Below are 23,590 nucleotides of genomic sequence, written 5' to 3'. Positions count from 1 at the left end.
CGGCAAATGGCGTGGTTAGCGAAGACTTGTCGGCGGGGCGCTCAAGGTGGGTCGAGATTCAGGTCACCTGACGATCGACGTACCTTTGATGTCGCTGGGAGGTGACAAGGTGTCGCCGACGGGCTATGGATGGCGCGTCGGGGACTCAGGCGACTGAGTCCTACCTGTTTGCGGGAGAGAACAGCGAAAGCTGTCGCCGAAGGGGAAATCGCCCGAAATCTCTCAGGCAAAAGAACCGTGAGCGGGAAAGACAACTCTGGAAAGTCGGGAATCTTCCCGCGCCGAAGGTGTAAGCGCTGCCGACAGAGTTACGGGGCGCGAGTCTCTCAGGCTTCAGACAGAGGGGCACCGAATGGGCCGCCAATGGCGGTCGATCGCGTGCGACTCTGGAGAAGACATGATCGGCGAAGACACCAAACACCTACCCCTCGAGGATCTGCACCACGCCGCTGGCGCGCGTTTCGGCGCGTTCGCCGGCTGGTCGATGCCGCTGACCTATGCGGCGGGTGTGATGAAGGAGCACCTGCACGCGCGCGAGCATGCCGGCCTTTTCGACATCTCGCATATGAAGCTTTTTGCGGTCAGCGGTCCGGGTGCCGCGGCGCTGCTGAACCGCGCCTGCCCGCTTGACGCCGCCGCGCTGGAAATCTCTCAGTCCAAATACACTTTCTTCCTCAACGAGGCGGCAGGCATCATCGACGACCTGATCGTCACCCGGCTGGGCGACAACCGCTTCATGGTGGTGGCCAATGCCGGCAACGCCGTTGAGGACGAAAAGCATCTTCAGGCGCTGGCCGCGGATTTCGACGCAGACCTGGAACCGCTCGACCGGGTTTTCCTGGCGATCCAGGGACCGGATGCCTGGGCGGCCCTCGCGCGGGCCGGCATCGAAACCGGCTCGCTCCTGTTCATGCATGGTGTCGAGCCCCGGCAGAACTGGTTCATGAGCCGCTCCGGCTACACCGGCGAGGACGGTTTCGAGATCGGCCTGCCGGAGGCGGACGCCCGCGATCTCGTCGCCAAGCTCCTGCAGGACGAGCGCGTGCAATGGATCGGCCTTGCCGCCCGCGACAGCCTGCGGCTGGAGGCCGGGCTCTGCCTGCACGGTCAGGACCTCACCCCGGAGATCGACCCGGCGAGCGCCGGTTTGATGTGGGCCATCCCCAAGGAGGTCCGCGCTTCGGGTCATTTCATCGGCGCCGACGCATTGCGCTCGATTCTCGAGCGCGGCCCGTCGCAGAAGCGCGTCGGCCTCAAGCCCGATGGTCGCCAGCCAGTGCGCGCGGGTGCTGCGCTGGTCGATGCCGACGGCAATCCGGCCGGCCACGTCACCTCGGGCGGCTTCGGCCCCTCGACAGGCCATCCCGTCGCCATGGGCTATGTCAACACCGCGCTAGCCAAGCCCGACACCAGACTGTTCGCCGACGTCCGCGGGACCAAAATCCCGGTTGACGTCTTATCGCTTCCCTTCACGCCACATCGCTACCGCAAAGGATGAATTCCCGATGGCAAACACCTATTTCACTGAAGACCATGAATGGCTGCGCGTCGAAGGCGGCGTCGCCACTGTCGGCATCACCGACTACGCGCAGGAGCAGCTCGGCGATCTCGTCTTTGTCGAACTGCCGGAAATCGGCCGCAAGCTCGCCAAGGGCGACACTGCCGTGGTCGTGGAATCGGTCAAGGCGGCCTCGGATGTCTATGCTCCGGTCGACGGCGAGATCATCGAAGCCAACACCTCGCTGTCGTCCGACCCTTCATTGGTCAATTCGGCGGCGTCCGGCGACGGCTGGCTTTGGAAGATGAAGCTTTCCAACGCAAGCCAGCTCGACAGCCTCATGGATGAGGCCGCCTACAAAGCCCATATCGGCTGATACCAGGATTTTAGAAATGACCGCAGCACCCGTTCCTTTCTCGGCCCGCCACATCGGCCCCAGCGTCAACGATGTCAGGGCCATGCTCGCCACCATCGGCGTGCCATCCGTCGAGACGCTGATCAGCCAGGCCGTGCCAAGGTCGATCCGCCTCGACCAGCCGCTCGCCTTGCCGGCCGCGGCCAGCGAAGCTGAAGCGCTGGCCGAATTGTCGGCGATGATGGCGAAGAACAAGGTGCTGAAAAGCTTCATCGGCGCCGGCTACCACGGCGTCTTTGTGCCGCCGGTCATCCAGCGCAACCTGTTCGAGAATCCGGCCTGGTACACGGCCTACACGCCCTACCAGGCCGAGATCAGCCAGGGCCGCCTGGAAATGCTGTTCAATTTCCAGACCCTGGTCGCCGAGCTGACCGGCCTGCCGGTGGCGTCGGCATCGCTGCTCGACGAAGCGACCGCCGTTGCCGAAGCGGTCGGCGTCGCGCTGCGCCATCACCGCGACAAGCGCACCAAGGTGGCGCTTGCCGGCACGCCGCATCCGCAGACGCTCGATGTCGTGCGCACCCGCGCCGAGCCGCTCGGCATCGAGATCGACGGCGAGACGATCGACGACAACACCGCCGCCCTGCTCGTCTCCTGGCCGGACACGTTCGGTGTCTATGGCGATCACAAGGCCGCGATCGAGAAGGCCCGCGCCGCCGGCGCGCTGGTCGTCTTCATCGCCGATCCGCTTGCGCTCACGCTGACCGATGCGCCGGCCAAGCTCGGCGCCGACATCGCCGTCGGTCCCATGCAGCGCTTCGGCGTGCCGATGGGCTTCGGCGGCCCGCATGCCGCCTATTGCGCCGTCTCCGACAAGCTGACCCGCCTGATGCCCGGCCGCCTCGTCGGCCAGTCGACCGACACCATGGGCCGCCCCGGCTATCGTCTCGCCCTGCAGACGCGCGAGCAGCACATCCGCCGCGACAAGGCCACTTCCAACATCTGCACCGCGCAGGCGCTGCTCGCCAACATGGCGACGGCCTATGCGATCTGGCACGGGCCGACCGGCCTGCAGGCGATCGCCGAGCGCGTCCACACCCTTGCCAACCGCCTTGTGGCGGGGCTGAAGGCAGCGGGCGTTGCCGCCCTCGGCGCACACCGCTTCGACACGGTAACGGCGGACGTGAAGGGCAAGGCCGCGGCAATAGCAGCCGCCGCCGAAAAGACCGGCCGGCTGCTGCGCGTCATCGATGCCGACAGGATCAGCATCGCATTCGATGAGACGTCGACGGAGGCCGACCTCGATGCGATCGCGGCCCTGTTCGGCGCCAAGCCCGGCGCGGTGGAAGCCGACTCCATGCCGGGCAAGCCGCGCGGCAAGGAGTTTCTTACCCAGCCGGTCTTCCACGAAAACCATTCCGAGACCGAGATGATGCGCTTCCTGCGGCGACTGGCCGACAAGGACCTCGCGCTCGACCGCGCCATGATCCCGCTCGGCTCCTGCACGATGAAGCTCAACGCCGCCGCCGAGATGATGCCGGTGAGTTGGGCGAATGTCGCCAACCTGCACCCCTTCGCGCCGGCCAGCCATTCGGCCGGCTATCGCGCCATGGCCGGCGACCTGGAAGCCTGGCTGTCGGAGATCACCGGTTTCGACGCCGTCAGCCTGCAGCCCAATGCCGGCAGCCAGGGTGAATATGCCGGCCTGCTCGCCATCCGCGCCTATCACCGCGCGCGTGGCGAAGGTCATCGCACCGTCTGCCTGATCCCCTCGTCCGCGCATGGCACCAATCCGGCCAGCGCGGCGATGGCAGGCATGAGCGTCGTTGTCGTGCGCTGCGCCGACGACGGCAGTATCGACATGGACGACCTCAGGGCCAAGGCCAACGAACATTCCAAGAATCTCGCGGCGCTGATGTTCACCTATCCCTCGACGCATGGCGTCTACGAGGAAGGCGCGCGCCATCTCTGCGCCCTCATCCACGAGCATGGCGGCCAGGTCTATTTCGACGGCGCCAACCTCAACGCTCTGGTCGGTCTCGCCCGCCCCGGCGACATCGGCGCCGACGTCTGCCACATGAATCTGCACAAGACCTTCTGCATCCCGCATGGCGGCGGCGGCCCGGGCGTCGGCCCGATCGGCGTCAGGGCGCATCTGAAGCCCTATCTGCCGGGTCATGTCACCGAGGGCTCGGTGCATGCCGTGGCGGCCGCGCCGTTCGGCAGCGCCTCCATCCTGCCGATCACCTGGATGTATATCCGCATGATGGGCGGGTCCGGGTTGAAGCAGGCGACCGAGACGGCGATCGTTTCGGCCAACTATGTGGCGACGCGGCTCGCGCCGCATTTCCCGCTCCTCTACAAGGGCCGGAGCGATCGCATCGCGCATGAATGCATCCTCGACACGCGCGTGCTGAAGGAAAGCGCCGGCATCAGCGTCGACGACATCGCCAAGCGCCTCATCGACTACGGCTTCCATGCGCCGACCATGTCGTTCCCGGTTGCCGGCACGCTGATGGTCGAGCCGACCGAGTCGGAGCCCAAGGGCGAGCTCGATCGTTTCTGCGAGGCGATGATTGCGATCGCCGGCGAGGCGGCAAAGGTGGCGAAGGGCGAGTGGCCGCTCAACGACAACCCGCTGGTCAACGCCCCGCACACGGCGGCCGAGGCGCTGGCCGGTGCGTGGACGCATCCCTACTCGCGGCTCGAGGCAGCCTATCCAGTCGGTGACGTCGATCTGTCGGCGAAATACTGGCCGCCGGTGTCGCGCATCGACAATGTCGCAGGCGACCGCAACCTGGTCTGCTCCTGCCCGCCGCTGTCGGAATATCTCGGCGCCGCCGAATAGCGGACAACAAGTTCAGGCCGAGCGCAGGGCCGGCCCGGCGTCGGGCTGGCCCGCCTTGCGTTCCACGATCACGCGGTTTCGCCCGGCCCGCTTGGCGGCGTAGAGCGCGGCATCGGCCTCCGCCAGCACTTCGTCCAGGGTCCGGCCATCGGCGGCGCCAAATCCCATGCCGCCGCTGACGCTGCTGCGCAGCGGGCCGCGATGGGTCGGAACGATTTCGGTGCCGAAGGCGACGCCGATCCTGCTTGCCATGTCATGCGCCTTTTCGGGCGTCATGCGCGACATGACGAGCGCGAACTCCTCGCCGCCCAGCCGGAAGGCGTCGACACCGGCCCTGCCATATTTCTTGATCACAGCCGCGAAGCGGCAAAGGACCTGATCGCCGACCGGATGGCCGAAGACGTCGTTGGTCGTCTTGAAATGATCGAGATCGAACATCGCGATCGCCATGAACGGACCGAAGCTGCGATCGCCGTAAAGCTCGCTGAGCGCCCTGCGGTTCATCAGGCCGGTCAGCGGATCGGTCATGGTCTCGGCCTTGAGCTCGATCTGCGCCTGCAGATGATGCAGCGAAAGCGTCAGCGCGCCGAGGCCGGTCATGCAGGCCACTGCCACGACGGTGTTCAGCCGTTCGGCCCAATTGTCGGGCGCGGCGCCGAGAACCCATTGCCCTTGCGCCAGCAGCACCAGCCCGCACAGCGCGAAGGACAAGCCGCAGACACCGCTGAGGAACGAGACGACCAGCAGGATCCGGCGGTCGTGGTCGCCCTTCATCCAGAACATCGCGCCGATCGCGGCAAGCAGCCCCGTCACCGTCGAATAGGTGATGAGGAAGCCGACGCCGTCAAAGCCGAAATAGGTGACGACGGCGCAGGCGGCCATGGCTGCCACCGCCGGGCCGATGGCACGGCGATAATTGCGGATGCCGAGATATTGCATCGCCGACAGACAGATGACGAGGAACCCCAGGCTGAGCAGCGCAAGCACGATCTGGCAAAGCCACGGGGTGGCATCCTTGGTATAGCGCCAGAACAGGACGACATGGGCAACGAGCACGAGTATGCCGCAGGCGACCGTGAGCACGAAACGCGCTCGCGGCGCGGTGAACCAGATCGCGAGCATGGTGACGCTGAGGCACGTGCCCGACAGCGCCGCCGCGAGCAAGAGCGAACTAAAATCCAACATTGTTGAGCCGCAGCCTCTTGGGAGTCGTCCGTTACGCGACATTCTAGGTTAACGGCGGCACGCCGATACCGTTTTCAGCTAACCTTTCGACCCAACCTTCCGACAAGGTTTACAAAGCATCCACTACTGCACCCGGCAGGCGCGAAGACTAGAAATTTTTGGTTTATATTGAAACAGTTCTATTCACGAGCGCGAGGAGACCCGCGCAAAAAAGCGGCATTCGACCGGTGACGTACATTTGGTAAGCCGGCTAACAAGCGGGCGAAATCCGCCTGTCGCTTTGATTGATGGAACTTATCCCGTTTCGCAGAAACGACGTTCGCCCGGTGACCGGTGAATTCGGGCGGAGCGATTCAATCCAAGCCGGATGGGCTCTAGCTCTTGTCGAGCAGCGCGAGATTGGCATTGACCACGGTCTGGTCGGCCAGGCCGGCCTTGGCTTCGAGCAGCAGCGCCCTTGCCTTCCTCTTGTTGCCGCGCAGAAGCTGCGAATAGCCCATATTGTTGATGATCTGCGGCTGGCGCCCGGCGACCCTCAGCAATTGGGCATAGGCGCGGTCGGCGAAGTCGAAACGGCCGAGCTCGTCATAGGAAGCGGCAAGCCCCAGCCAGGCTTCGGCATTGTCAGCCTTGAGTTCCACCGCCTTGCGGAAATGCTGCTCGGCGAGGCCGAAATTCGCCTCGCGGAACTGCGCCTTGCCCTCCACCAGGTCGCCGGCGCTGACGTCCTTGGTCGTCGGCTGGATCGCGGTGGTCTTGGTCGTGTCGACGCTGTTGTTGTTGGTTGTGCAGCCGGTGATCATCAAGACGGCTGCCAACGCCGCCGCTGCCGTGTGAAGTCTGTGACGCATGCCCCTGCCCCATCGCCCGATTTGCCGGGTCGTTCTTCAGCAAGGACCATAAGGCATAGCGATTAAGCTTCGGTGCCGAAATGCGCCTAAATTTCGGTTGCGTGCAAAGGATGCGTTAACAGTACCGCCCTTGAGATCTGCCCAGATTCAGGTCAGGCCGAGTCGAAAATGGTGGATTTCGAGAACCGGGGCGGGGCGTACTTAAATTACGTGAGCGCCGGCCTACGCCGGCCGTAGCCTTAACTGCCACGCCATTCTCACAAATGCCTCGGCCGGCGAAGCCGGAAGCGCAGAAAGCCGCCATGTGCAAGCCGGCCTCACCTGGATCCTCAGTGCGACGTCAGCTTCACCACGATCGGGATAATGGCGACCATCAGCACCACCGGCAGGATGCACACCGTCACCGGCACCGACATCTTGGCCGGCAAGGCATGCGCCTTCTCCTCGGCAAGCGACATGCGCTTGTGGCGCATTTCGTCGGAAAAGACGCGCAGCGCGCCCGACAGGCTGGTCCCGAGCTCCTTGGACTGCTGCAAGAGCGTCGCGAAGGAGCGCACCTCGTCGAGGCTGAGGCGGTCGGCGAGCGCCTTCAGCGCGTCATCCAGGCTGCGGCCGGCCCTGAGCTCCAGCGACACCAGCTGCAGGTTCTGGCTGAGCGACGGATAGGTCTTGGCGAGTTCCTTCGAGACGCGCTCGATGCCGGCCTCCATGCTCATGCCGGCGTCGGAACAGACGATCATCAGATCCATGAAGTCGGGAAAGCCATTGCGGTATTCGCGCATCTTTTCCCGCACCTTCTGCGTCAGCACCAGACCAGGCAGGAAATAGCCGGCCGCACCGGACAGGATGACGAAGGTCCAGCGGCTGGTCATGGTCGACTCGGCGCTGGCGCCCCAATGGTTGACCAGGAACGCGCCAAGCGCCATTCCGACCAGCGTGGCAAATCGGATGAGGAAGAACATGCCGACGGCGCGCGGCTCCATGTAGCCGGCCTGGATGAGCTTCATGCGCAGCCGCGCGACATTTTCCGGATCGCTCTTGGCGTAGAATTCCTGCGCCCGCCTCACCGCCTTTTCGCGCACGGCGTTTGTGTTCTTTTTCGGCGCCGGCTCGGCCGGTTGGACCTGCTCCGCCACCTCGACCTTCAGCCGGCGCTTGACCTCGTTGCGATCGCCCTTGGCGACGACCAGCGGCCACGCCATCGCGCCGCCGCCCATCACCAGCAGCAGCGCCGCCACCGGCATCAGCGATGTCGGCGCGAGCGAGGCGAGGAAGCGGATGACGTCTTCCATCTCAGAACCTGAAATTCGACATCTTGAACATGATGGCGTTGCCGAGCAGCAGCCACAGGACGGAGCCGCCCAGCATGTACCAGGTCTTCGGTATACCCCACACATCCTGGTAGAACTGCGGCATCAGCACCATGATGGCGGTGAACAGGAGCACCGGCACGGCGGTCAGGATATAGGCCGACATGCGGCCCTCGGTCGAAATCGCTCGCACCTTGCGCCGCAGCTTGCCGCGCTCGCGGATCGTCGACGACAGCCCATCCAGGATCTCGCGCAGATTGCCACCGGAGCTACTCTGGATCGACACGGCGGTGACGAACAGCGGCAGGTCCTCGTGGCCAACCCGGTCGAACAGGTTGTTGAGCGCCGAAACCAGATCGGAGCCATAGGTCACCTCGTCGGCCACGACGCCGAACTCGGTGCCGATCGGATCAGCCATCTCGCGCGCCACCATCGCGATCGCCACCGGCACCGGGTGGCCGGCTTTGAGGCCGCGCGTGATCAGCTCCAGCGCCTCCGGCAACTGCACGCCGAAGCGCTTGTGCCGGCGCTTGCGCAGAAAACGCAACACCATCACCGGCAGGACCGGCAGCAGCACGAGAAGCAGGACCAGGCCGAAGAGCAGCGGCAGGCCGTACCAGACGGCGACAAGCGCCAGCGCGAAGGCCACACCCGACGTGATCATGAGGAATTTGGGCAGCGGCATGATCATGCCGGACTGCGTGCGCAAGGCGCGAAAGCGATCGAAGGAAAAAAGCGGCGTGCCATCTTCGACGCCGCGCTCCTTGCGCAGCTGGATCAGCACCTGCTCCTGGCTGATCTTGTTCTCCGCCAGCTTCATGCGGCGGTTGATCGCCGTGCGCTTGTCGCTGCGGCCGGCATAGAGCAGGTAGCAGCCTTCGGCGATCATGATGCCGGTGAGCGCCGCCGCGGCGTAGACGGCGTAGATCGGGCCGAATCCCTCAAGCACCGGCTACTCCTGCGGCCGACCGGGTTCGAAATACTTGCCCGGAAATTCGATGCCCATGTTGCGCAGGTCCTCGAGGAAGCGCGGGCGTATGCCCGTCGCCTCGAAATGACCGATGATCTTGCCGTCCGCCTCCATGCCGGTGCGCACGAAGCGGAATATCTCCTGCATCTGGATGACGTCGCCTTCCATGCCCGTCACCTCGGCGACGCTGGTCACCTTGCGCTTGCCGTCGGACAGGCGAGTCAGCTGCACGATGATGTCGAGGGCGCTGGCGATCTGGCTGCGGATCGACTGCACCGTCATCGGCATGCCGGTCATGCCGAGCATCTGCTCGAGGCGCGAGATAGCGTCGCGCGGCGTGTTGGCGTGGATGGTCGCCATCGAGCCTTCATGGCCGGTGTTCATCGCCTGCAGCATGTCGAAAGCCTCCTCGCCGCGGCACTCGCCAAGGATGACGCGGTCGGGCCGCATGCGCAGTGCGTTCTTGACCAGGTCGCGCTGTTTCAATTCGCCATGGCCTTCGATGTTGGCCGGGCGGGTTTCCATGCGCGCGACATGCGGCTGCTGCAGTTGCAGCTCGGCGGCGTCCTCGATGGTGATCAGGCGCTCGTCTTCCGGAATGAAGGCCGACAGCGCGTTGAGCATCGTCGTCTTGCCGGTGCCGGTGCCGCCTGAGATGATCGTGGTCTTGCGGGCATGCACGGCCGCCGCCAGCACCTCGGCCATGTTCTGGGTGATGGCGCCGAACTCGACCAGCTTGTGCAGGCCGAGCTTGTTCTTGGAGAATTTGCGGATCGACACCAGCGGCCCGTCGACGCCGACCGGCCGGATGGCTGCGTTGAAGCGCGAGCCGTCGAGCATGCGGGCGTCCACCATCGGTGCCGATTCATCGACGCGGCGGCCGACAGCGGCGACGATTTTGTTAATGATTCGGAGCAGATGCGCCTCATCCTTGAACGGGATGTGCACCTGCTGCAGCTTGCCGCGTTTTTCGACGAAGCAGTTCTGATGGCCGTTGATCAGGATATCGTTGATCTCCGGATCCTTGAGCAGCGGCTCCAGCGGGCCGAGGCCGACCATCTCGTCGACGATGTCGTCGACCAGCGCGTCGAGCTCGGCGGTGTTGATCGCCATCCGCTCCTGGCGGGTCTTTTCCGAGACGAACTCGTGCACCTGGCGGCGCATTTCGTCCTTGGGCAGGCGCTCCAGCGCCACAAGGTTGATCTCCTCGAGCAGCATGCGGTGGATGCGCACGCGGGCGTCGAGCACCTTGTTGGCGCTCTTTGCGGGCGCCGCTTCCGGCTTCGGCGCCGCCGCCTTGCGGGTCGTGGGAATGACCACGGCATGGTGCGCAACGGACACGGGTTCGGGCGGCCGAGCCGGAAGGGCGTCGCGATTCTGCAGGTTGGAGAACCGGCTGCTCATCCCGCTTTCCTCTTCAGGAGGCCCTTGCCGAGGCCGAACAGCGACCTCGATTTTGCCGTCGTCGTCACCGCCTCCTCCGGCAGGATGATCTTCTTCAGGTCGTTGACGACATTGGCGTTGGGATCGATGTCGTGCAGCGGCACGCCACGATCGACGGCCTCGCGCACCAGCCGGTAGTTGTTGGAGATGCCGCCGACGAAGTGCTCGCCGAGAATATCCTGGACGTCGGCCTGCTTGATGCCGCTGTCGAACATCTTCTGCTCGAAGCGGTTGACGATGACGTTGGGCTTCACTTCCCTGCCCGCCGTCTCGTAGATGGCCTGGATGAGACGTTGCGTGTGACGCAGGCAAGGCACCGTCATCTCGGCCACGATATAGAGCTTGTTGGAGCCGAGTAGCACCGTCTCGGTCCACGGGAACCAGGTGCGCGGCATGTCGATGACGACATTGTCGAAATAGGCCGAGACGAGGTCGAGCATGCGCACCACGACATCGGTCTTGAACGAGCGCATTTCCGAGGGACGCGTAGGCGCTGCAAGCACGCATAGCCCGCTCGCATGCTTGGAGAGCATGACGTCGAGCAGTTGCCGGTCGAGGCGCTCGGGCTGGTTCTCGATTTCGGTGATGTCGAAGCGCGGCTCGAGGTCGAGATATTCGGCGCAGGCGCCTTGCTGGAAATTGAGATCGACGACGCAGGTCGAGGCGCCGCGCGTCACCGAATGATGCAGCTGGAAGGCAGTCTGGAGCGCAAGCGTGGTGGTGCCGACGCCGCCGGCGGCCGGCATGAAGGTGTAGATCTGCGACTCGGTGTTTTCCTCTCGCCCCGGCCCCTGCAGCGCGCGGATGACGGAGCGTACCAGGTCGGCGGTGGTGATCGGCTTGACCAGGAAGTCGGCGACCTTGAGCTGCACCAGGATGCGCACGGCCGCCGCATTGAATTCCTGGGTGACGACGACCACCGGAACGCGGCCTTCCAGCCGGCGCATGATGCGCTGCAGCGACTCGATCTCCTCGAGCTTGGCCGCGTCCATGTCGACGATGACGGCGCCGAAATCGGTTTCCTGGACTTCGCCGCGAAGCTCGTTGACGCTTTTCTCGACCGTCAAAAGCTCGATGACCTCGGAGGCCGCGAAAGCCGTTCGCGTATCCTGCGAAAACGCCCGGTCGGTTGAAACGAGCAGGATCTTCTTGGTGCCGGATGCCATGTCGTCAGCCCGTCAGTTTGATGTCGTTGATGCCGACGTCGTTGAGTCCGGCGCCGAGCCGGCTTTGGCGCCGACAGCAGTGGCCGTGGAGCTCGTGCTCTGAGCCGGCACCAGAAGTCTGGTGTTCTGGACGCCGTACCGCCAGGGGTCGACCATCTGCATGACCGTGTTGGACGCCTGCGCATTGCCGGCGGCCGGTGTCACGCCTTCGGTGCGCACATAGTCGTCGCTGGTGCAACCGGCGAGGACGCCGGCGAGCAGCAGGGCGATGCAAGGAACCAGACGCATGGCTTCAGTCCTTCGGCAGATCGAGGAAATGGCCGGATGTCGTTGCGGCCACCGGACGCGCGGCGCTGCCGTCGGCCAAGGCCAGCGGGCGCTTGGGCGCCGAGGCGCTCACTTCCTCGGTGTTGTTCAGGAAGTAGTCGGCAGTGCTTGCCGGCCGCGTTCCGTCGGTGGGTTCGACCATCTTCTTCGACGGGTCGACCGGCTTGACCAGGTAGGGCGTGACGATGATCACCAGGTCGGTCTCGCGCCGCTGATAGGACTTCGAGGAGAACAGCGGCCCGAGCACCGGCAGCTTGCCGAGCCCCGGCAAACGCGAGGTCGTGATGTCGTTCTGCGACTGCAAAAGACCCGCGATCATGAAGCTCTGGCCGTTCTTCAGGTCCACCGAAGTCTTGGCGCGGCGCACGATGAAGGCCGGAATGGAAATGCCGCTGCTGACTTCGATGGAGGCGGACGGGTCGATCGAGGACACTTCTGGCGCGATATCGAGGCTCACCAGTCCGTCCTTGAGCACGGTCGGCGTGAAATCCAGGCCGACGCCGTATTTCTTGTAGGTGACGCTGATCTTGCCGTTGTCCTCGGAAACCGGGATCGGGAACTCGCCGCCGGCAAGGAAGCTCGCCGTCTGGCCCGAGCGGGCGATCAGGTTCGGCTCGGCCAGCCGCCGGGCGAGACCGCGCTCTTCCAGCGCCTTGATGGCGATGTCGATCGAAACGCCGTTGGAGAGCAACCGGCCGATGATCTCGCCGGTGCCGGCCGTCGGCACAGTGCCTGGATCGATGATGACGTCGCGGCCGCCGATGCCCAAGGCAAAGTTGGCCCCGTATTTGGCGCCGAGGTCCTGTCCCGCCTGGCGGTTGATCTCTACGAAACGGACATTGAGCTGGACCTGCTGCGAGGACGAGATGTTGACCGAGTTGATCACCTCCTCGTTGCCGGAGAAGCGTGACGCGATCTTGCTCGCCTTGTCGGCCGCGACCGCGTCGTCAGCCACGCCCGACAGCACCACGCGGCCATTGGCCGAACCGACCCTGATGTTGGCATCCGGCACGCTGGCGCGGATGGTGTTGGCGAGCTGATCGGTGTCCAGCGTCACCTCGACGTCGATGGTACCGACGAGCTGCTTGTTCTGGTCGAACAGCGCGATGCCGGTGGTGCCGAGATTGTTGCCCAGCACATAGAAGGATTTGTCGGTCAGCGGATTGACGTTGGCGATCTCCGGGTCGCCGATGACAATCTGGTAGAAGGCGGCGCTCGTCATGATCGTCTTGGGCTTGCCCTTGGCGACTTTGATCGAGGCATTCCTGGTCGCCGAGACGTAGACGACGTCGTTGTTTGCCTGGGCCGGCGCCCCAAAGGCAAGCAATCCGGCGGCTGCCAGGAAGGCGCCCGCCGCCATTGCACGCAAAAGGCGCAGCCCTCTCGTCGTCCGATAGTTATTCCACACAGGCATTGTCCCGTCCCCGGCCGGTCCCCACCGGCTATTGTTCTTGTTCCTTGGCAGGAACGACGTCCTCCTCGGCTGGCTTGGAAGGAACCTTGTATTCCTCGACCTTTTCGCCGCGCGACACGATCACCGTCTTGAACTTCGGCTCTTCCGGTTCCTTTGACACCGCATTGACCAGCGAGGCGGCGCTTGCCTCGGCGTTCGCGGCAACCGAACCGCCGAAGGAAGAGATGGTGGTGAGCCCGTTGCCGCTGGCGCTGGCGTCGGCGGCGGACCGCAAGGACAGCGACAAGGTGCCGACGGTGCGGGCAAGCGCCACCTTCTGCGCGCCTTCGTTCGTCACCTCGAGGGTCACCGAATTGGCAACCTGCGGCTCCGTCTTGCGCTCATCCGCGCCTTGCCCGACCGAAAGCACCTTGGCGTCGGAGACAACGATTTCGGACGTAACCGTCGAGCCGGCTGCCCCTTGAGCGTTCTTGGACACTTCCTGGATTGCGCCGGCATCGCGCGTCAGCACGACGTCAACCCGGTCGCCCGGCGTGATGAAGCCGCCGACGCCGGCGATCTCGTCGGTACGGATGGTGACGGCCCGCATGCCCGGCGACAGGATGTTGGAAAGCGTCGCGCGGCCGTTCGGCCCGGACAGCTTGGTGAGCAGCACCGGTTCGTTGACTTCGATCGGCGACAGCACCACCCGGCCGCCTTCGGCAAGCAGCTTGTCGATGGTCGGGAATGCGCCCTGCGGCAGCGAATCCTGCGGCCACGGGATTTCGGTGAGCTGCGACCGGTCGAGTTGCATGCCGTAACGCAGCGCCGCTTGAGCCACCACGATGGTGTTGAACTCGACCTTGGGCTCCTGCGGCGCCACGATTGACGCCACCTTCTGCTCGGACTCGGCTTTCGCCTGGCTCTTGACCCAGAAATCCGCGGCAAAGATCGAGATCGCGCCGACAACGGCGGCGATGCCGATCATGGTTATGGCCCTGCCTCTCACGCCGAAAACCCCTGAAGCCCGTGGTCTTTTGTTCGTTGAGGCTCACGCTAGGCGTTAATGTTAAAGAATCAGGAATCCTTGAATGCCGGGACCGCCCTATTTCCGGCGGCTTGGTTATCGAATGGTTTTGGAATAAGAGAGACTTTGATCCCTGAACGGAACAGGAACCTCGTTCGCCCGCCGAAAGCGTGGCAGTATCGAGGAGTGATTCGCAGTACCGGACTTAATGGCCAGCATGGACGACACCAGCGATCTTTTCGGCAACCATGACAAGCAGCAGCCCCAGCCGGCGCGCGCGTCCTCGCGCCCGGCTGATCCGCTGGTTCAGGCGGCGAAGCGTTCGGCTGCCGCCCGTGACGGCAGCGAGAGTTACAGCGCCGCCGACATCGAGGTGCTGGAGGGGCTGGAGCCGGTCCGGCGCCGTCCGGGCATGTATATCGGCGGCACCGACGACAAAGCGATGCATCACCTGTTCGCCGAGGTCATCGACAATTCGATGGACGAGGCGGTCGCCGGCCATGCCACCTTCATCGACGTCGAGCTTTCCGCCGACGGCTTTCTCACCGTCACCGACAACGGCCGGGGCATCCCGGTCGATCCGCATCCGAAATTCAAGAAACCTGCGCTCGAAGTCATCATGACGACGCTGCATTCGGGCGGCAAGTTCGACTCCAAGGTCTATGAGACCTCCGGCGGCCTGCACGGCGTCGGTGTTTCGGTCGTCAACGCGCTGTCCGACCACCTCGAGGTCGAGGTCGCGCGCGGCCGGCAGCTTTATCGGCAAAGATTCTCGCGTGGCATTCCGGTAAGCGGACTGGAGCACCTCGGCGAGGTCCACAACCGCCGCGGCACCAGGACCCGCTTCCATCCCGACGAGCAGATCTTCGGCAAGGGCGCCGCGTTCGAGCCGGCGCGGCTCTACCGCATGACACGCTCGAAAGCCTATCTGTTCGGGGGCGTCCAGATCCGCTGGAGCTGCGATCCGTCGCTGATCAAGGAAAAGGACCAGACGCCGGCCAAGGCCGAGTTCCATTTCCCCGGCGGCCTGAAGGACTACCTCAAGGCAACGCTCGGCGACGAGTTCCAGGTCACGCGCGAGGTCTTTGCCGGCAAAAGCGACAGGCAAGGCGGCCACGGCTCGCTGGAATGGGCCGTGACCTGGTTCGGCGGCGACGGCTTCCTCAACTCGTACTGCAACACGATTCCCACCGCCGAAGGCGGCACGCACGAGGCGGGGTTTCGCAATGTGCTGACGCGCGGGCTGCGCGGCTATGCCGATCTTATCGGCAACAAGCGCGCCTCGGTTATCACGACCGAGGACGTCATGATCTCGGCCGCCGGCATGCTGTCGGTGTTCATCCGCGAGCCGGAATTCGTCGGCCAGACCAAGGACAGGCTGGCGACCATCGAGGCGATGCGCATCGTCGAAACCGCCATCCGCGATCCGTTCGACCACTGGCTGGCCGACAATCCGCAGGAGGCCTCGAAGCTTCTGGAGTGGGTCATCGCGCGCGCCGACGAACGCGTGCGGCGCCGCCAGGAAAAGGAAGTCTCGCGCAAGAGCGCGGTGCGCAAGCTACGCCTTCCGGGCAAGCTCGCCGACTGCACCCAGAACGCCGCCGCCGGCGCCGAGCTCTTCATCGTCGAAGGCGACTCGGCCGGCGGCTCGGCCAAGCAGGCGCGCGACCGCGCCAGCCAGGCGGTGCTGCCGCTGCGCGGCAAGATCCTCAACGTCGCCAGCGCCGGCAACGACAAGCTCGCCGCCAACCAGCAGATTTCCGACCTGGTCCAGGCGCTCGGCTGCGGCACGCGCTCGAAATACCGCGACGAGGACCTGCGCTACGACCGCGTGATCATCATGACCGACGCCGACGTCGACGGCGCGCATATCGCATCGCTTTTGATCACCTTCTTCTATCAGGAGATGCCGAACCTGATCCGCGGCGGCCATCTCTATATGGCCGTGCCGCCGCTCTACTCGATCAGGCAGGGCGGCAAGGTCGCCTACGCGCGCGACGACGCGCACAAGGACGAATTGCTGCGCACCGAATTCGCCGGGCGCGGCAAGGTCGAGATCGGCCGCTTCAAGGGTCTCGGCGAGATGATGGCCTCGCAGCTCAAGGAAACCACGATGGACCCGAGGAAGCGCACGCTGCTCAGGGTCGACGTGATCGACGCGGAGCAGGCGACCAAGGATGCCGTCGACGCGCTGATGGGCACCAAGCCCGAGGCGCGCTTCCGCTTCATCCAGGAACGCGCCGAATTCGCCGAGGCCGACGTGCTGGATATCTGAACGCGGACTGGTCCATAACAGCTCCGGTGTGGAGACTTGTATGTGACCTGGACGCGGCTGAAAGAGCTTGTCGAGACACCGCTGCACGGCCTGACGCAGCCGACGCGCTCGGACTGGATATTCGCCCTGCGCACCGTTTCGGCCGGACTGATCGCGCTGCTTGCCGCATACGCCCTGAAACTCGACCATCCGCAATGGGCGATGATGACGGTGTTCATCGTCGCGCAGCCGGTCGCCGGCATGGTGCTGGCGAAGGGTTTCTACCGGCTGCTCGGCACGCTGGCCGGCGGCGTGGCGGCGATCGGCATCACATCGCTCTTCGGCACCAATCCCTGGCTGCTGGTGACGGTGCTGGCGCTATGGATCGGCGTCTGCACGCTCGTCTCCTCGCTGCTGCGCAATCCGGAGGCCTATGGCGCGGCCCTTGCCGGCTACACCGCGATGATCATTAGCCTGCCGGCTTTCGGGCAGCCGCATCTCGTCGTCGATCTCGCCATCGCGCGCTGCGCCGAAATCATGCTCGGCATCGTCTGCGCCGGCGTCACCAGCCGCCTGATCCTGCCGAAACTGGCGGCGGACGCGATCATTTCGAGATTGAAGCGCAGCATCCTCGATCTCGCCGACTATGCCTCGGGCGCCTTTTCCGGCGGCGATCCGGCTGGCCTTGCAGCCCTACAGCGCAAGCTGATCAGCGACGCCCAGACGCTTGCCGAGATGCGCACCTATGCGCGGCTGGAAGCGCCGAGTTTCGCCACGCGCGCCCATCCGGTCCGGCGCACGATCGGGCAGCTGCTGTGGGCGCTCTCGGCGGCCCGCGCCCTGCACACCCATGCAGCACCAAAGAACGCGGCTCTCATCCCGGTGCGCAGCGAATTGCAGGCTTTCGTCGGCGAGCTGGCGGCGACGCCCGGCGCGCTTGACGATACCGGCTCCTGGGTCGTACGGCTCGACGTCATCGCGAGCAAGGCAAGAGAGACGCCGGCAGCGTCCGCGGAACCCGGCGAAGACCGGGTCGGCACCATCACCCGCCTCACCATCGCCGCCGATTTCGCGGAGGCGCTGAAGCAGGTGATGCGCGGCCTGGATGCGCTTCGCTCGCCTGTCTCAGGACCCTCCCGCGAACGACAGCAGCCGGCGCTGGTGGTGCATCGCGACTATCATGCCGCCTGGCGCAATGCCGTGCGCGCCGCGCTCGCCACGCTTCTGGTGACGGCCTTCTGGCTGACGACCAAGTGGTCGGAGGCCGCTGGCACCGTCATCCTCGTCGCCGTCGTTTCCAGCCTGTTCGCAGCGCGCCCTGATCCCGTCCAGTCGGCCTGGGGTTTCTTCACGGGAACGCTGCTCGCGCTGCCCTTCGCCTTCCTTGTCGGCCAGGTCGCGCTGCCGGCGCTGCCCGGCTTTGGCTGGTTCACGCTCTTTGTCGTGCCGATCATGGTGCCGGCGGCGCTCGGAATGGCCAATCCGCGCCATGTCGGCGTCGCCACCGCCTTCGCCATCAACTTCCTCGCCTTCCTCAGCCCGCACCAGCTGATGACCTACGATCCCGGCCCGTTCTTCGCCGGATCGGCGTCGATCCTGGTCGGCATCCTGATTGCCATCGGCGTCTTCATCATCGTGCTGCCGGCCAACCCCTGGGTCACCGTGGAGCGCATCTCGCAGGCGATGCGCGAGGACCTGGCGCGGCTGTGCCTGCACGACCGCATTCCGCGGCGCTCTGCTTTCGAAAGCCTGGCCTATGACCGCATCAACCAGCTGATGCCGCAGTTGCAGCAAACAGGCAGGAAGGGCGATCCCATCCTGGGCGGCAGCATCGCAGCCGTCACCGTCGGGCTTGAAGTGCTGCGGCTGCGCGGTGCGCAATTGAATTCCGCGATCCCGCGCGAAACGGTGGAATCGATTGGCAATTTCCTGCGCGGCCTGGCGCGGGAATTGCTGTTCAGGAGGCATGGCGAGCCGCAGACGTCGACGGTTGCCGTGGCAAGGCAATATGCGGCCGGCATCGCCGATCGCAGCGACCGGCCCGAAATGCTGCAGATTGCAGCCTCGCTGCGCATCATCGCCGCGGCGATGGAGGATTATCCGGATTTCTTCGCGAAGGGCCGGGCCTGAGTTTCAGGCCGCCGCTATGGCCAGCGCGTGCCCGCGCGCGTTCTCGCGCAGCGCGTCGAGATGGATCGACTTGATCAGCCCGGCCAAGTCGCCTTCGGCCGATTGCCCGCCGAGTTCCTTCAGCATCAGCCAGCTGACTTCCTGCACGCCGGCGACGCGCTTGCCGTTGGCGACCTCGCGCCAGACCTTCAGCGCCCGCAGGATGATGCCGTGGGTGGCGGCGGCGAGGCCGGCGCTGCGGAAGAGCGCCTGCAGCGCGATGTCGTGCCCGCCGGCAAGCAGCGCCCTCACCCGCTGCTCGGACTGCTGGGCAAGCGCGACCAGCGCCGAGCCGAAGAAGTCGACCTTACCATGCGCGATGGTGCGGATGATGAAGCTTGCGGTGAGATCGCCGCGCAGCCGCAGGTGCTCGATCAGCGCGGCGTGCTCTTCGGCGCGCGTGCCGTCGATCAGCGTCACCGAAGCCTTCACGCAGGCGTCGCGCATCACCCGGTCGGCGCGGGTGGCGCCCATCAGCGCCAGCACCAGCGGCGAACCTTTCAGCGTCTCGCCGAGCTTGACCAGAAGCATGTGCCGGCAGTCGGCGGGCAGACGCGCGTCGGCGATCAGCGCCTCGCGCACCAGCGGCAGGTGGCCGAGCCGTTCGGCCATGCGGCGGAAGCTCAGCGACGCGATGTCGGCGCCGCCGTTGGCGATGAGCGTGGCGCAGGCTTCCGGCTCGCCGATCTCGGCGATGGCGGCCGCCAGCGGCATCGAGACGACGGGACGGTTGGCGATCAGCTTCTGGGTAGCTTTCTGACCACCGGCGACGCGGTCGATGAGGTCGGCATCGGTAAGCAAAGGCGAACGCGCCAGCACCAGCGCCGCCACCTCCGGCTGGTCGGAGGCGAGTGCCGCGATCACCTGCGGCGGCGCGTGGTGGCTCATCGACAGCGCTTCGGCGAGAGAATGTCGAACCTTGGCGGAGACGTCGTCGAGCAGCAGCGTGAGCGCGGCCTCGGCGGCGCAGCGATCCTCGAACGGCAGGTCGGAATTTATGTAAGCTCGCGCCAACGCGCTCGCGGCGGCCGCGCGCTCGGAAACCCTTGCCGTATCAATCCATTTTAGAAAGTGCGAAACAACCATGCCGACCAGCTTGCGCCCTCGCCGGAACGTTTCCCGGCCCCGCTGGGAAGGTTAGGCTGGAAATGGTTTACGAACGGTTCACCATGTTTCTTAACCGGCTTGATGGAGCCGCGACCAACGCCTATCAAGCAAGGGTAGACGGAGGAGATCGACCATGGCCGGGCTTTATCTGGAAGAGTTCGTCGTCGGCCGTGTCTTCCGGCACACGCTGCGCAAGACCGTCACCGAAAGCGACAACATGCTATTTTCGGTGATGACGCTGAACCCGCAGCCGCTGCACATCGATTTCGACTTCGCCGCGAAGAGCGAATGGGGCAAGCCGCTGGTCAATTCGCTGTTCACGCTCGGCCTGATGATCGGCATTTCGGTGAACGACATCACCGTCGGCACCACAGTCGCCAATCTCGGCATGAAGGAAACCGTGTTCCCGCACCCGGTCTTCCATGGCGACACCATCCGGGTCGAGACCACGGTCGTTTCGGTGCGCGAGTCCAGATCGAAACTCGACCGCGGAATCGTCGAGTTCGAGCATCGCGCCTACAATCAGGACGACGTGCTTGTCGCCAAATGCACAAGGCAGGCGATGATGATGAAAAAGGCGACCTGATGCGCTCGCTGCTCTTCGTGCCGGGCGATTCCGAGCGCAAGCTCGAAAAGGGCTTTGGCGCCGGCGCCGACGTGGTCATCGTCGACCTCGAGGATTCGGTCGCCACCGCCAACAAGGCCGCAGCGCGCGTGGTCGCGGCGAGCTTCATTGCCGGCCACCGGCGGCAAGCCAATTCCGCCATCTACGTGCGCGTCAACGACCTCGCGACCGGTCTGACCGACGATGATCTCGCAGCCCTTGTCCCGGTGAAACCCCACGGCATCATGCTGCCGAAATCGAACGGCGGACAGGACGTCCAGCAGCTCGCGGCCAAGCTTCGGGTGCACGAGGCCGAAAACGGACTGCCGGATGGCCGCATAAGGATCCTGCCGATCATCACCGAAACCGCGGCCGGCGTGCTGGCGGCCGCGAGCTATGCCGGGGCAAGCGTACGCCTCGCCGGCCTGACCTGGGGCGCGGAGGATCTGTCGGCCGCGATCGGCGCGCGTTCGGCGCGCGACGAGGGCGGCCGCTACACCGACGTCTTCCGCCTGGCGCGCACCATGACCATCCTGGCCGCCGGCGCGGCCGAGGTCGCGGCGATCGACACCGTCTTTCCGGATTTCCGCGACATGGCCGCTTTCGAGGCCGAATGTCGCGAAGCCGAACGCGACGGCTTTACCGGCAAGATGGCGATCCATCCGGCGCAGGTCCCGGTCATCAACGCCGCCTTCACGCCGTCGGCCGAGGCAATCGAGCGATCGCAGGCGATTGTCGACGCTTTCGCGGCGGCGGGAAATCCCGGCGTCGTCGGCATCGACGGCAAGATGTATGACCGGCCGCATCTGCGGCTCGCCGAGCGGCTGCTGGCACGTGCCAAAGCGGCGGGGATTTCCGCCTGAACCGCTACCAGACCATCGGGATGAGCCGGTAGCGGACATTCGCCGCATAGTCGTCATAGCCCTGCAACCCTGTCCGCAGCGTCTTCTCCTCGATGAAGGTGCGGATGGCGAGCAGCAGGATGAAGACAGGCACCAGTACCAGCCCCAACCAGGATCCGAGCAGGAGCGCCGTGCCGGCGAAATAGAGTATGGCGCCGGCATACATCGGGTGGCGAACGTAGCTGTATGGGCCTGTGGTGATGACCTTCTGGCCGCGCTCGTTCTGGATCTTCACGACCGGCGCCGCGAAGCTGTTTTCCAGCATCGTCAGATAGCAGATCCAGATGCCGACGAGCAGGATGAGCGCGCCGATCACTTGCGCCCAGAGGGAAACGGTCGACCAGCCGAAACGGAAATCGAGCCCCATCAGGGCAAGCCAACCGAAGATGCCGAGCAGCAATATGCTGAGCAATATCTTGTCGGCCGCGGTCTGGGTCTTCTGGATCGGAGGGCGCAGGCGCTCATTCATTAGGCCGGGATCGCGCCGGGCGAGCGCCACGCCCATGGTAAGGCTCAGACCGACCATGACGACTATGTAGACCCAGGCTCCGGTCCAGTGCAGCGTGCCCGCCGACACAAACAGCAGCACGCCCATGATGCCGAACCACACGAATGTCTGGAGAACCAATTTCGCAATCATGGCCAACCTTCCGTGAGATGCCCATCGCCATTGGCCAAAACCGACCATTGGTCTATTATACCGACCATCGGTCTGTTCTCAAGCCTTATCGACACTCGAGCATCTGGACGGGAACGGTAGCGGCGTGCACAAGGTTTCCCCATGCCACGTGTGATCAAGCACCCGGAACTCAGGCGAGAAGAACTGCTCAACCATGCGCAGGCCCTGTTCCTGACGCATGGCTACGACAAAGCGAGCCTCAATGACGTGATTGCCGCCGCCGGCATCTCGAAGGGCGCTTTCTACCACTACTTTCCTTCGAAGGAGGCGCTGCTGGAAGCGCTGGCCGAGCGCTTTGCGAAACAGGCGCTCGCCGGCGTTGAGGACATTGTCGCCGATCCGGCGCTCGATCCGCTCGGGCGGCTCAATGCCCTGCTCGCGAAATCGCGGCGGGCCAAGATCGAGACCGCGGCGGAAGCCTGGGCGCTGTTCGAGACACTGTTCCGGCCCGAAAACCTGGTGCTGTTCCATCGCATCAATCTGGCGGCCAGTGCATCGTTTTCGCCTGTGCTGGCCGAAATCATCCGGCAGGGCGTCGAGGATGGCACGTTCCGCACATTCGACCCGGAAGGCGTCGCCGATATCGTCATGCAGTTCGGCATGGCCACGCACGACGTCATCGCCAAGGCGTTCGCCAGCGGCGGCGATGCCGACATGGAGATCGCGATCGAAGCCCTGGAGAAGCGCGTCAGGCTCTACGAGATCGCGCTTGACCGCATCCTCGGGCTTCCCGACGGCAGCATCCGCATCGGCGAGCCCGGCTACGTGCGCGCCGTCATGACGGCGCGCCGCTCCAACCCTTCCGTCTTCGCAGGCGCACCGCCCCCGAAGGATCGCGAGCCAAGCCGCGTCGCTTTGCGGCGCCCTTAGACTTGTTTCATCCCGCCCAGGGTCCCGCGTAGTCGGCATAGAGCTTCGCCGGATCGGGCCGCGGCCGCTCGGGCGCCGGCCCCTGATATGAGCCGATGTGGACGAAGCCGACGACGCGCTCCTGCGGCGACAACCCGAGGATCGCCCTGCCCTCCGCGACGTCGGAATACCAGTTGCTGATCATGTTGGTGCCATAGCCCAGCGCGTTGGCGGCGATTATCAGATTCAGGGCCGCCATGCCGCCCGACAGGAACATCTCCCATTGCGGGATCTTCGGGTTCTCCCTCGGCACCGACACCACGCCGATCACCAGCGGCGCGCGCGAGAAGCGCGCCAGCTCCTGGTTGCGCCGCCCTTCCGGCAGCGGCCCTTCGCGCTGCTCGGCAAGAGCCGCGAGCTTCCTGCCGATCTCGACCCGCGCCTCGCCGCGGTAGAGGATGAACCGCCAGGGTTCGAGCCGCCCGTGATCGGGAACGCGCGAGGCGGCAGCGATCATCGTGGCGATCTCCGCGTCGCTCGGCGCCGGCTCCTTGAGGTCGGGTATAGGCGCCGAATTGCGGGTCAGCAGGAAGTCGATGATCGGCGACGCCATGGGCGCAAGTCTCCTAAGCATTCAATTTTGAGCTGAAGCG

General features: G+C 65.0%; 20 protein-coding genes and 1 riboswitch. Of the genes, 8 read left to right on the top strand and 12 right to left on the bottom strand.

The features are described from left to right. Positions 1 to 161: 161 nt before the first annotated feature. Positions 162 to 248, top strand: a riboswitch (glycine riboswitch). Between the two features lie 152 nt (positions 249 to 400). Genes gcvT through gcvP form a run of 3 tightly spaced genes read left to right on the top strand, consistent with a single transcriptional unit; the run spans position 401 to position 4,701 of the window. Then, positions 401 to 1,498, top strand: coding sequence for a glycine cleavage system aminomethyltransferase GcvT (gene gcvT, locus EN874_RS01305; RefSeq protein ID WP_189394088.1), 1,098 nt, complete (start codon positions 401 to 403; stop codon positions 1,496 to 1,498). Between the two features lie 7 nt (positions 1,499 to 1,505). Beyond that, positions 1,506 to 1,874: a glycine cleavage system protein GcvH gene (gene gcvH, locus EN874_RS01300; protein WP_126088870.1), complete on the top strand. Its 369-nt coding sequence runs from the start codon at positions 1,506 to 1,508 to the stop codon at positions 1,872 to 1,874. Between the two features lie 16 nt (positions 1,875 to 1,890). Then, on the top strand, positions 1,891 to 4,701 hold the full coding sequence (gene gcvP, locus EN874_RS01295) for an aminomethyl-transferring glycine dehydrogenase (protein WP_127428167.1): 2,811 nt from the start codon (positions 1,891 to 1,893) through the stop codon (positions 4,699 to 4,701). Between the two features lie 12 nt (positions 4,702 to 4,713). Here the strand turns inward: gcvP and EN874_RS01290 are convergent, their stop codons facing one another. The 9 genes from EN874_RS01290 to cpaB all read right to left on the bottom strand — a co-directional run bounded on the left by EN874_RS01290 (position 4,714) and on the right by cpaB (position 14,334). Then, positions 4,714 to 5,886 (bottom strand): GGDEF domain-containing protein, encoded by a 1,173-nt coding sequence (locus tag EN874_RS01290; RefSeq protein WP_127428166.1) that lies wholly within the window; start codon positions 5,884 to 5,886, stop codon positions 4,714 to 4,716. A gap of 374 nt (positions 5,887 to 6,260) precedes the next feature. Then, positions 6,261 to 6,737 carry a tetratricopeptide repeat protein gene (locus tag EN874_RS01285; RefSeq protein WP_127428165.1) on the bottom strand — a complete coding sequence of 159 codons (477 nt, stop codon included), beginning with the start codon at positions 6,735 to 6,737 and terminating at the stop codon, positions 6,261 to 6,263. Positions 6,738 to 7,066: 329 nt separating this feature from the next. After that, entirely contained in the window at positions 7,067 to 8,029 is a 963-nt protein-coding gene (locus tag EN874_RS01280; RefSeq protein WP_127428164.1) for a type II secretion system F family protein, read from the bottom strand. 1 nt (position 8,030) lies between these two features. Beyond that, positions 8,031 to 8,996: a type II secretion system F family protein gene (locus EN874_RS01275; RefSeq protein ID WP_168247335.1), complete on the bottom strand. Its 966-nt coding sequence runs from the start codon at positions 8,994 to 8,996 to the stop codon at positions 8,031 to 8,033. A 3-nt stretch (positions 8,997 to 8,999) separates the two neighbouring features. Continuing rightward, positions 9,000 to 10,421: a CpaF family protein gene (locus tag EN874_RS01270; protein WP_127428163.1), complete on the bottom strand. Its 1,422-nt coding sequence runs from the start codon at positions 10,419 to 10,421 to the stop codon at positions 9,000 to 9,002. Next, entirely contained in the window at positions 10,418 to 11,626 is a 1,209-nt protein-coding gene (locus EN874_RS01265) for a response regulator/pilus assembly protein (protein WP_126088864.1), read from the bottom strand. The genes EN874_RS01270 and EN874_RS01265 overlap by 4 nt, the downstream gene beginning before the upstream one ends. Before the next feature lie 12 nt (positions 11,627 to 11,638). Next, positions 11,639 to 11,914: a hypothetical protein gene (locus EN874_RS01260; RefSeq protein WP_127428162.1), complete on the bottom strand. Its 276-nt coding sequence runs from the start codon at positions 11,912 to 11,914 to the stop codon at positions 11,639 to 11,641. A 4-nt stretch (positions 11,915 to 11,918) separates the two neighbouring features. Beyond that, positions 11,919 to 13,313, bottom strand: coding sequence for a type II and III secretion system protein family protein (locus EN874_RS01255; RefSeq protein ID WP_245513470.1), 1,395 nt, complete (start codon positions 13,311 to 13,313; stop codon positions 11,919 to 11,921). 82 nt (positions 13,314 to 13,395) lie between these two features. Continuing rightward, a complete protein-coding gene (gene cpaB, locus EN874_RS01250) occupies positions 13,396 to 14,334 on the bottom strand; it encodes a Flp pilus assembly protein CpaB (RefSeq protein WP_127428160.1) in 939 nt (312 codons plus the stop codon). A gap of 256 nt (positions 14,335 to 14,590) precedes the next feature. Here cpaB and parE point away from each other — a divergent pair, with 256 nt between their 5' ends. Next, positions 14,591 to 16,648, top strand: coding sequence for a DNA topoisomerase IV subunit B (gene parE, locus EN874_RS01245; protein WP_127428159.1), 2,058 nt, complete (start codon positions 14,591 to 14,593; stop codon positions 16,646 to 16,648). A gap of 42 nt (positions 16,649 to 16,690) precedes the next feature. Next, the gene (locus tag EN874_RS01240; RefSeq protein WP_127428158.1) at positions 16,691 to 18,757 is read left to right on the top strand and encodes an FUSC family protein; all 2,067 of its coding nucleotides are present in this window, start codon (positions 16,691 to 16,693) and stop codon (positions 18,755 to 18,757) included. Positions 18,758 to 18,760: 3 nt separating this feature from the next. Here the strand turns inward: EN874_RS01240 and EN874_RS01235 are convergent, their stop codons facing one another. Further along, entirely contained in the window at positions 18,761 to 19,882 is a 1,122-nt protein-coding gene (locus EN874_RS01235) for a DUF2336 domain-containing protein (protein ID WP_127428157.1), read from the bottom strand. A 154-nt stretch (positions 19,883 to 20,036) separates the two neighbouring features. On the opposite strand from EN874_RS01235, the gene EN874_RS01230 reads away from it, so the two are divergent. Then, positions 20,037 to 20,489, top strand: a complete 453-nt coding sequence (locus EN874_RS01230; protein WP_127428156.1) for a MaoC family dehydratase — start codon at positions 20,037 to 20,039, stop codon at positions 20,487 to 20,489. Beyond that, the gene (locus EN874_RS01225; protein WP_127428155.1) at positions 20,489 to 21,370 is read left to right on the top strand and encodes a CoA ester lyase; all 882 of its coding nucleotides are present in this window, start codon (positions 20,489 to 20,491) and stop codon (positions 21,368 to 21,370) included. The genes EN874_RS01230 and EN874_RS01225 overlap by 1 nt, the downstream gene beginning before the upstream one ends. 4 nt (positions 21,371 to 21,374) lie before the next feature. Here the strand turns inward: EN874_RS01225 and EN874_RS01220 are convergent, their stop codons facing one another. Then, complete coding sequence (locus EN874_RS01220; RefSeq protein ID WP_127428154.1) at positions 21,375 to 22,049, bottom strand: isoprenylcysteine carboxylmethyltransferase family protein; 675 nt, start codon at positions 22,047 to 22,049, stop codon at positions 21,375 to 21,377. 141 nt (positions 22,050 to 22,190) lie between these two features. On the opposite strand from EN874_RS01220, the gene EN874_RS01215 reads away from it, so the two are divergent. Continuing rightward, a complete protein-coding gene (locus EN874_RS01215) occupies positions 22,191 to 22,958 on the top strand; it encodes a TetR/AcrR family transcriptional regulator (RefSeq protein ID WP_127428153.1) in 768 nt (255 codons plus the stop codon). A 7-nt stretch (positions 22,959 to 22,965) separates the two neighbouring features. On the opposite strand, the gene EN874_RS01210 is transcribed toward EN874_RS01215, so the two are convergent. Then, positions 22,966 to 23,550: a nitroreductase gene (locus EN874_RS01210; protein ID WP_127428152.1), complete on the bottom strand. Its 585-nt coding sequence runs from the start codon at positions 23,548 to 23,550 to the stop codon at positions 22,966 to 22,968. Between the last annotated feature and the right edge of the window lie 40 nt (positions 23,551 to 23,590).

The sequence above is a fragment of the Mesorhizobium sp. M1D.F.Ca.ET.231.01.1.1 genome (assembly GCF_003999155.2).
In the GTDB taxonomy this organism is placed as follows: Bacteria; Pseudomonadota; Alphaproteobacteria; order Rhizobiales; family Rhizobiaceae; genus Mesorhizobium.
Note: the sequence above shows the minus strand (reverse complement) of the source record. Positions and strands in the feature narration are given on the sequence as shown.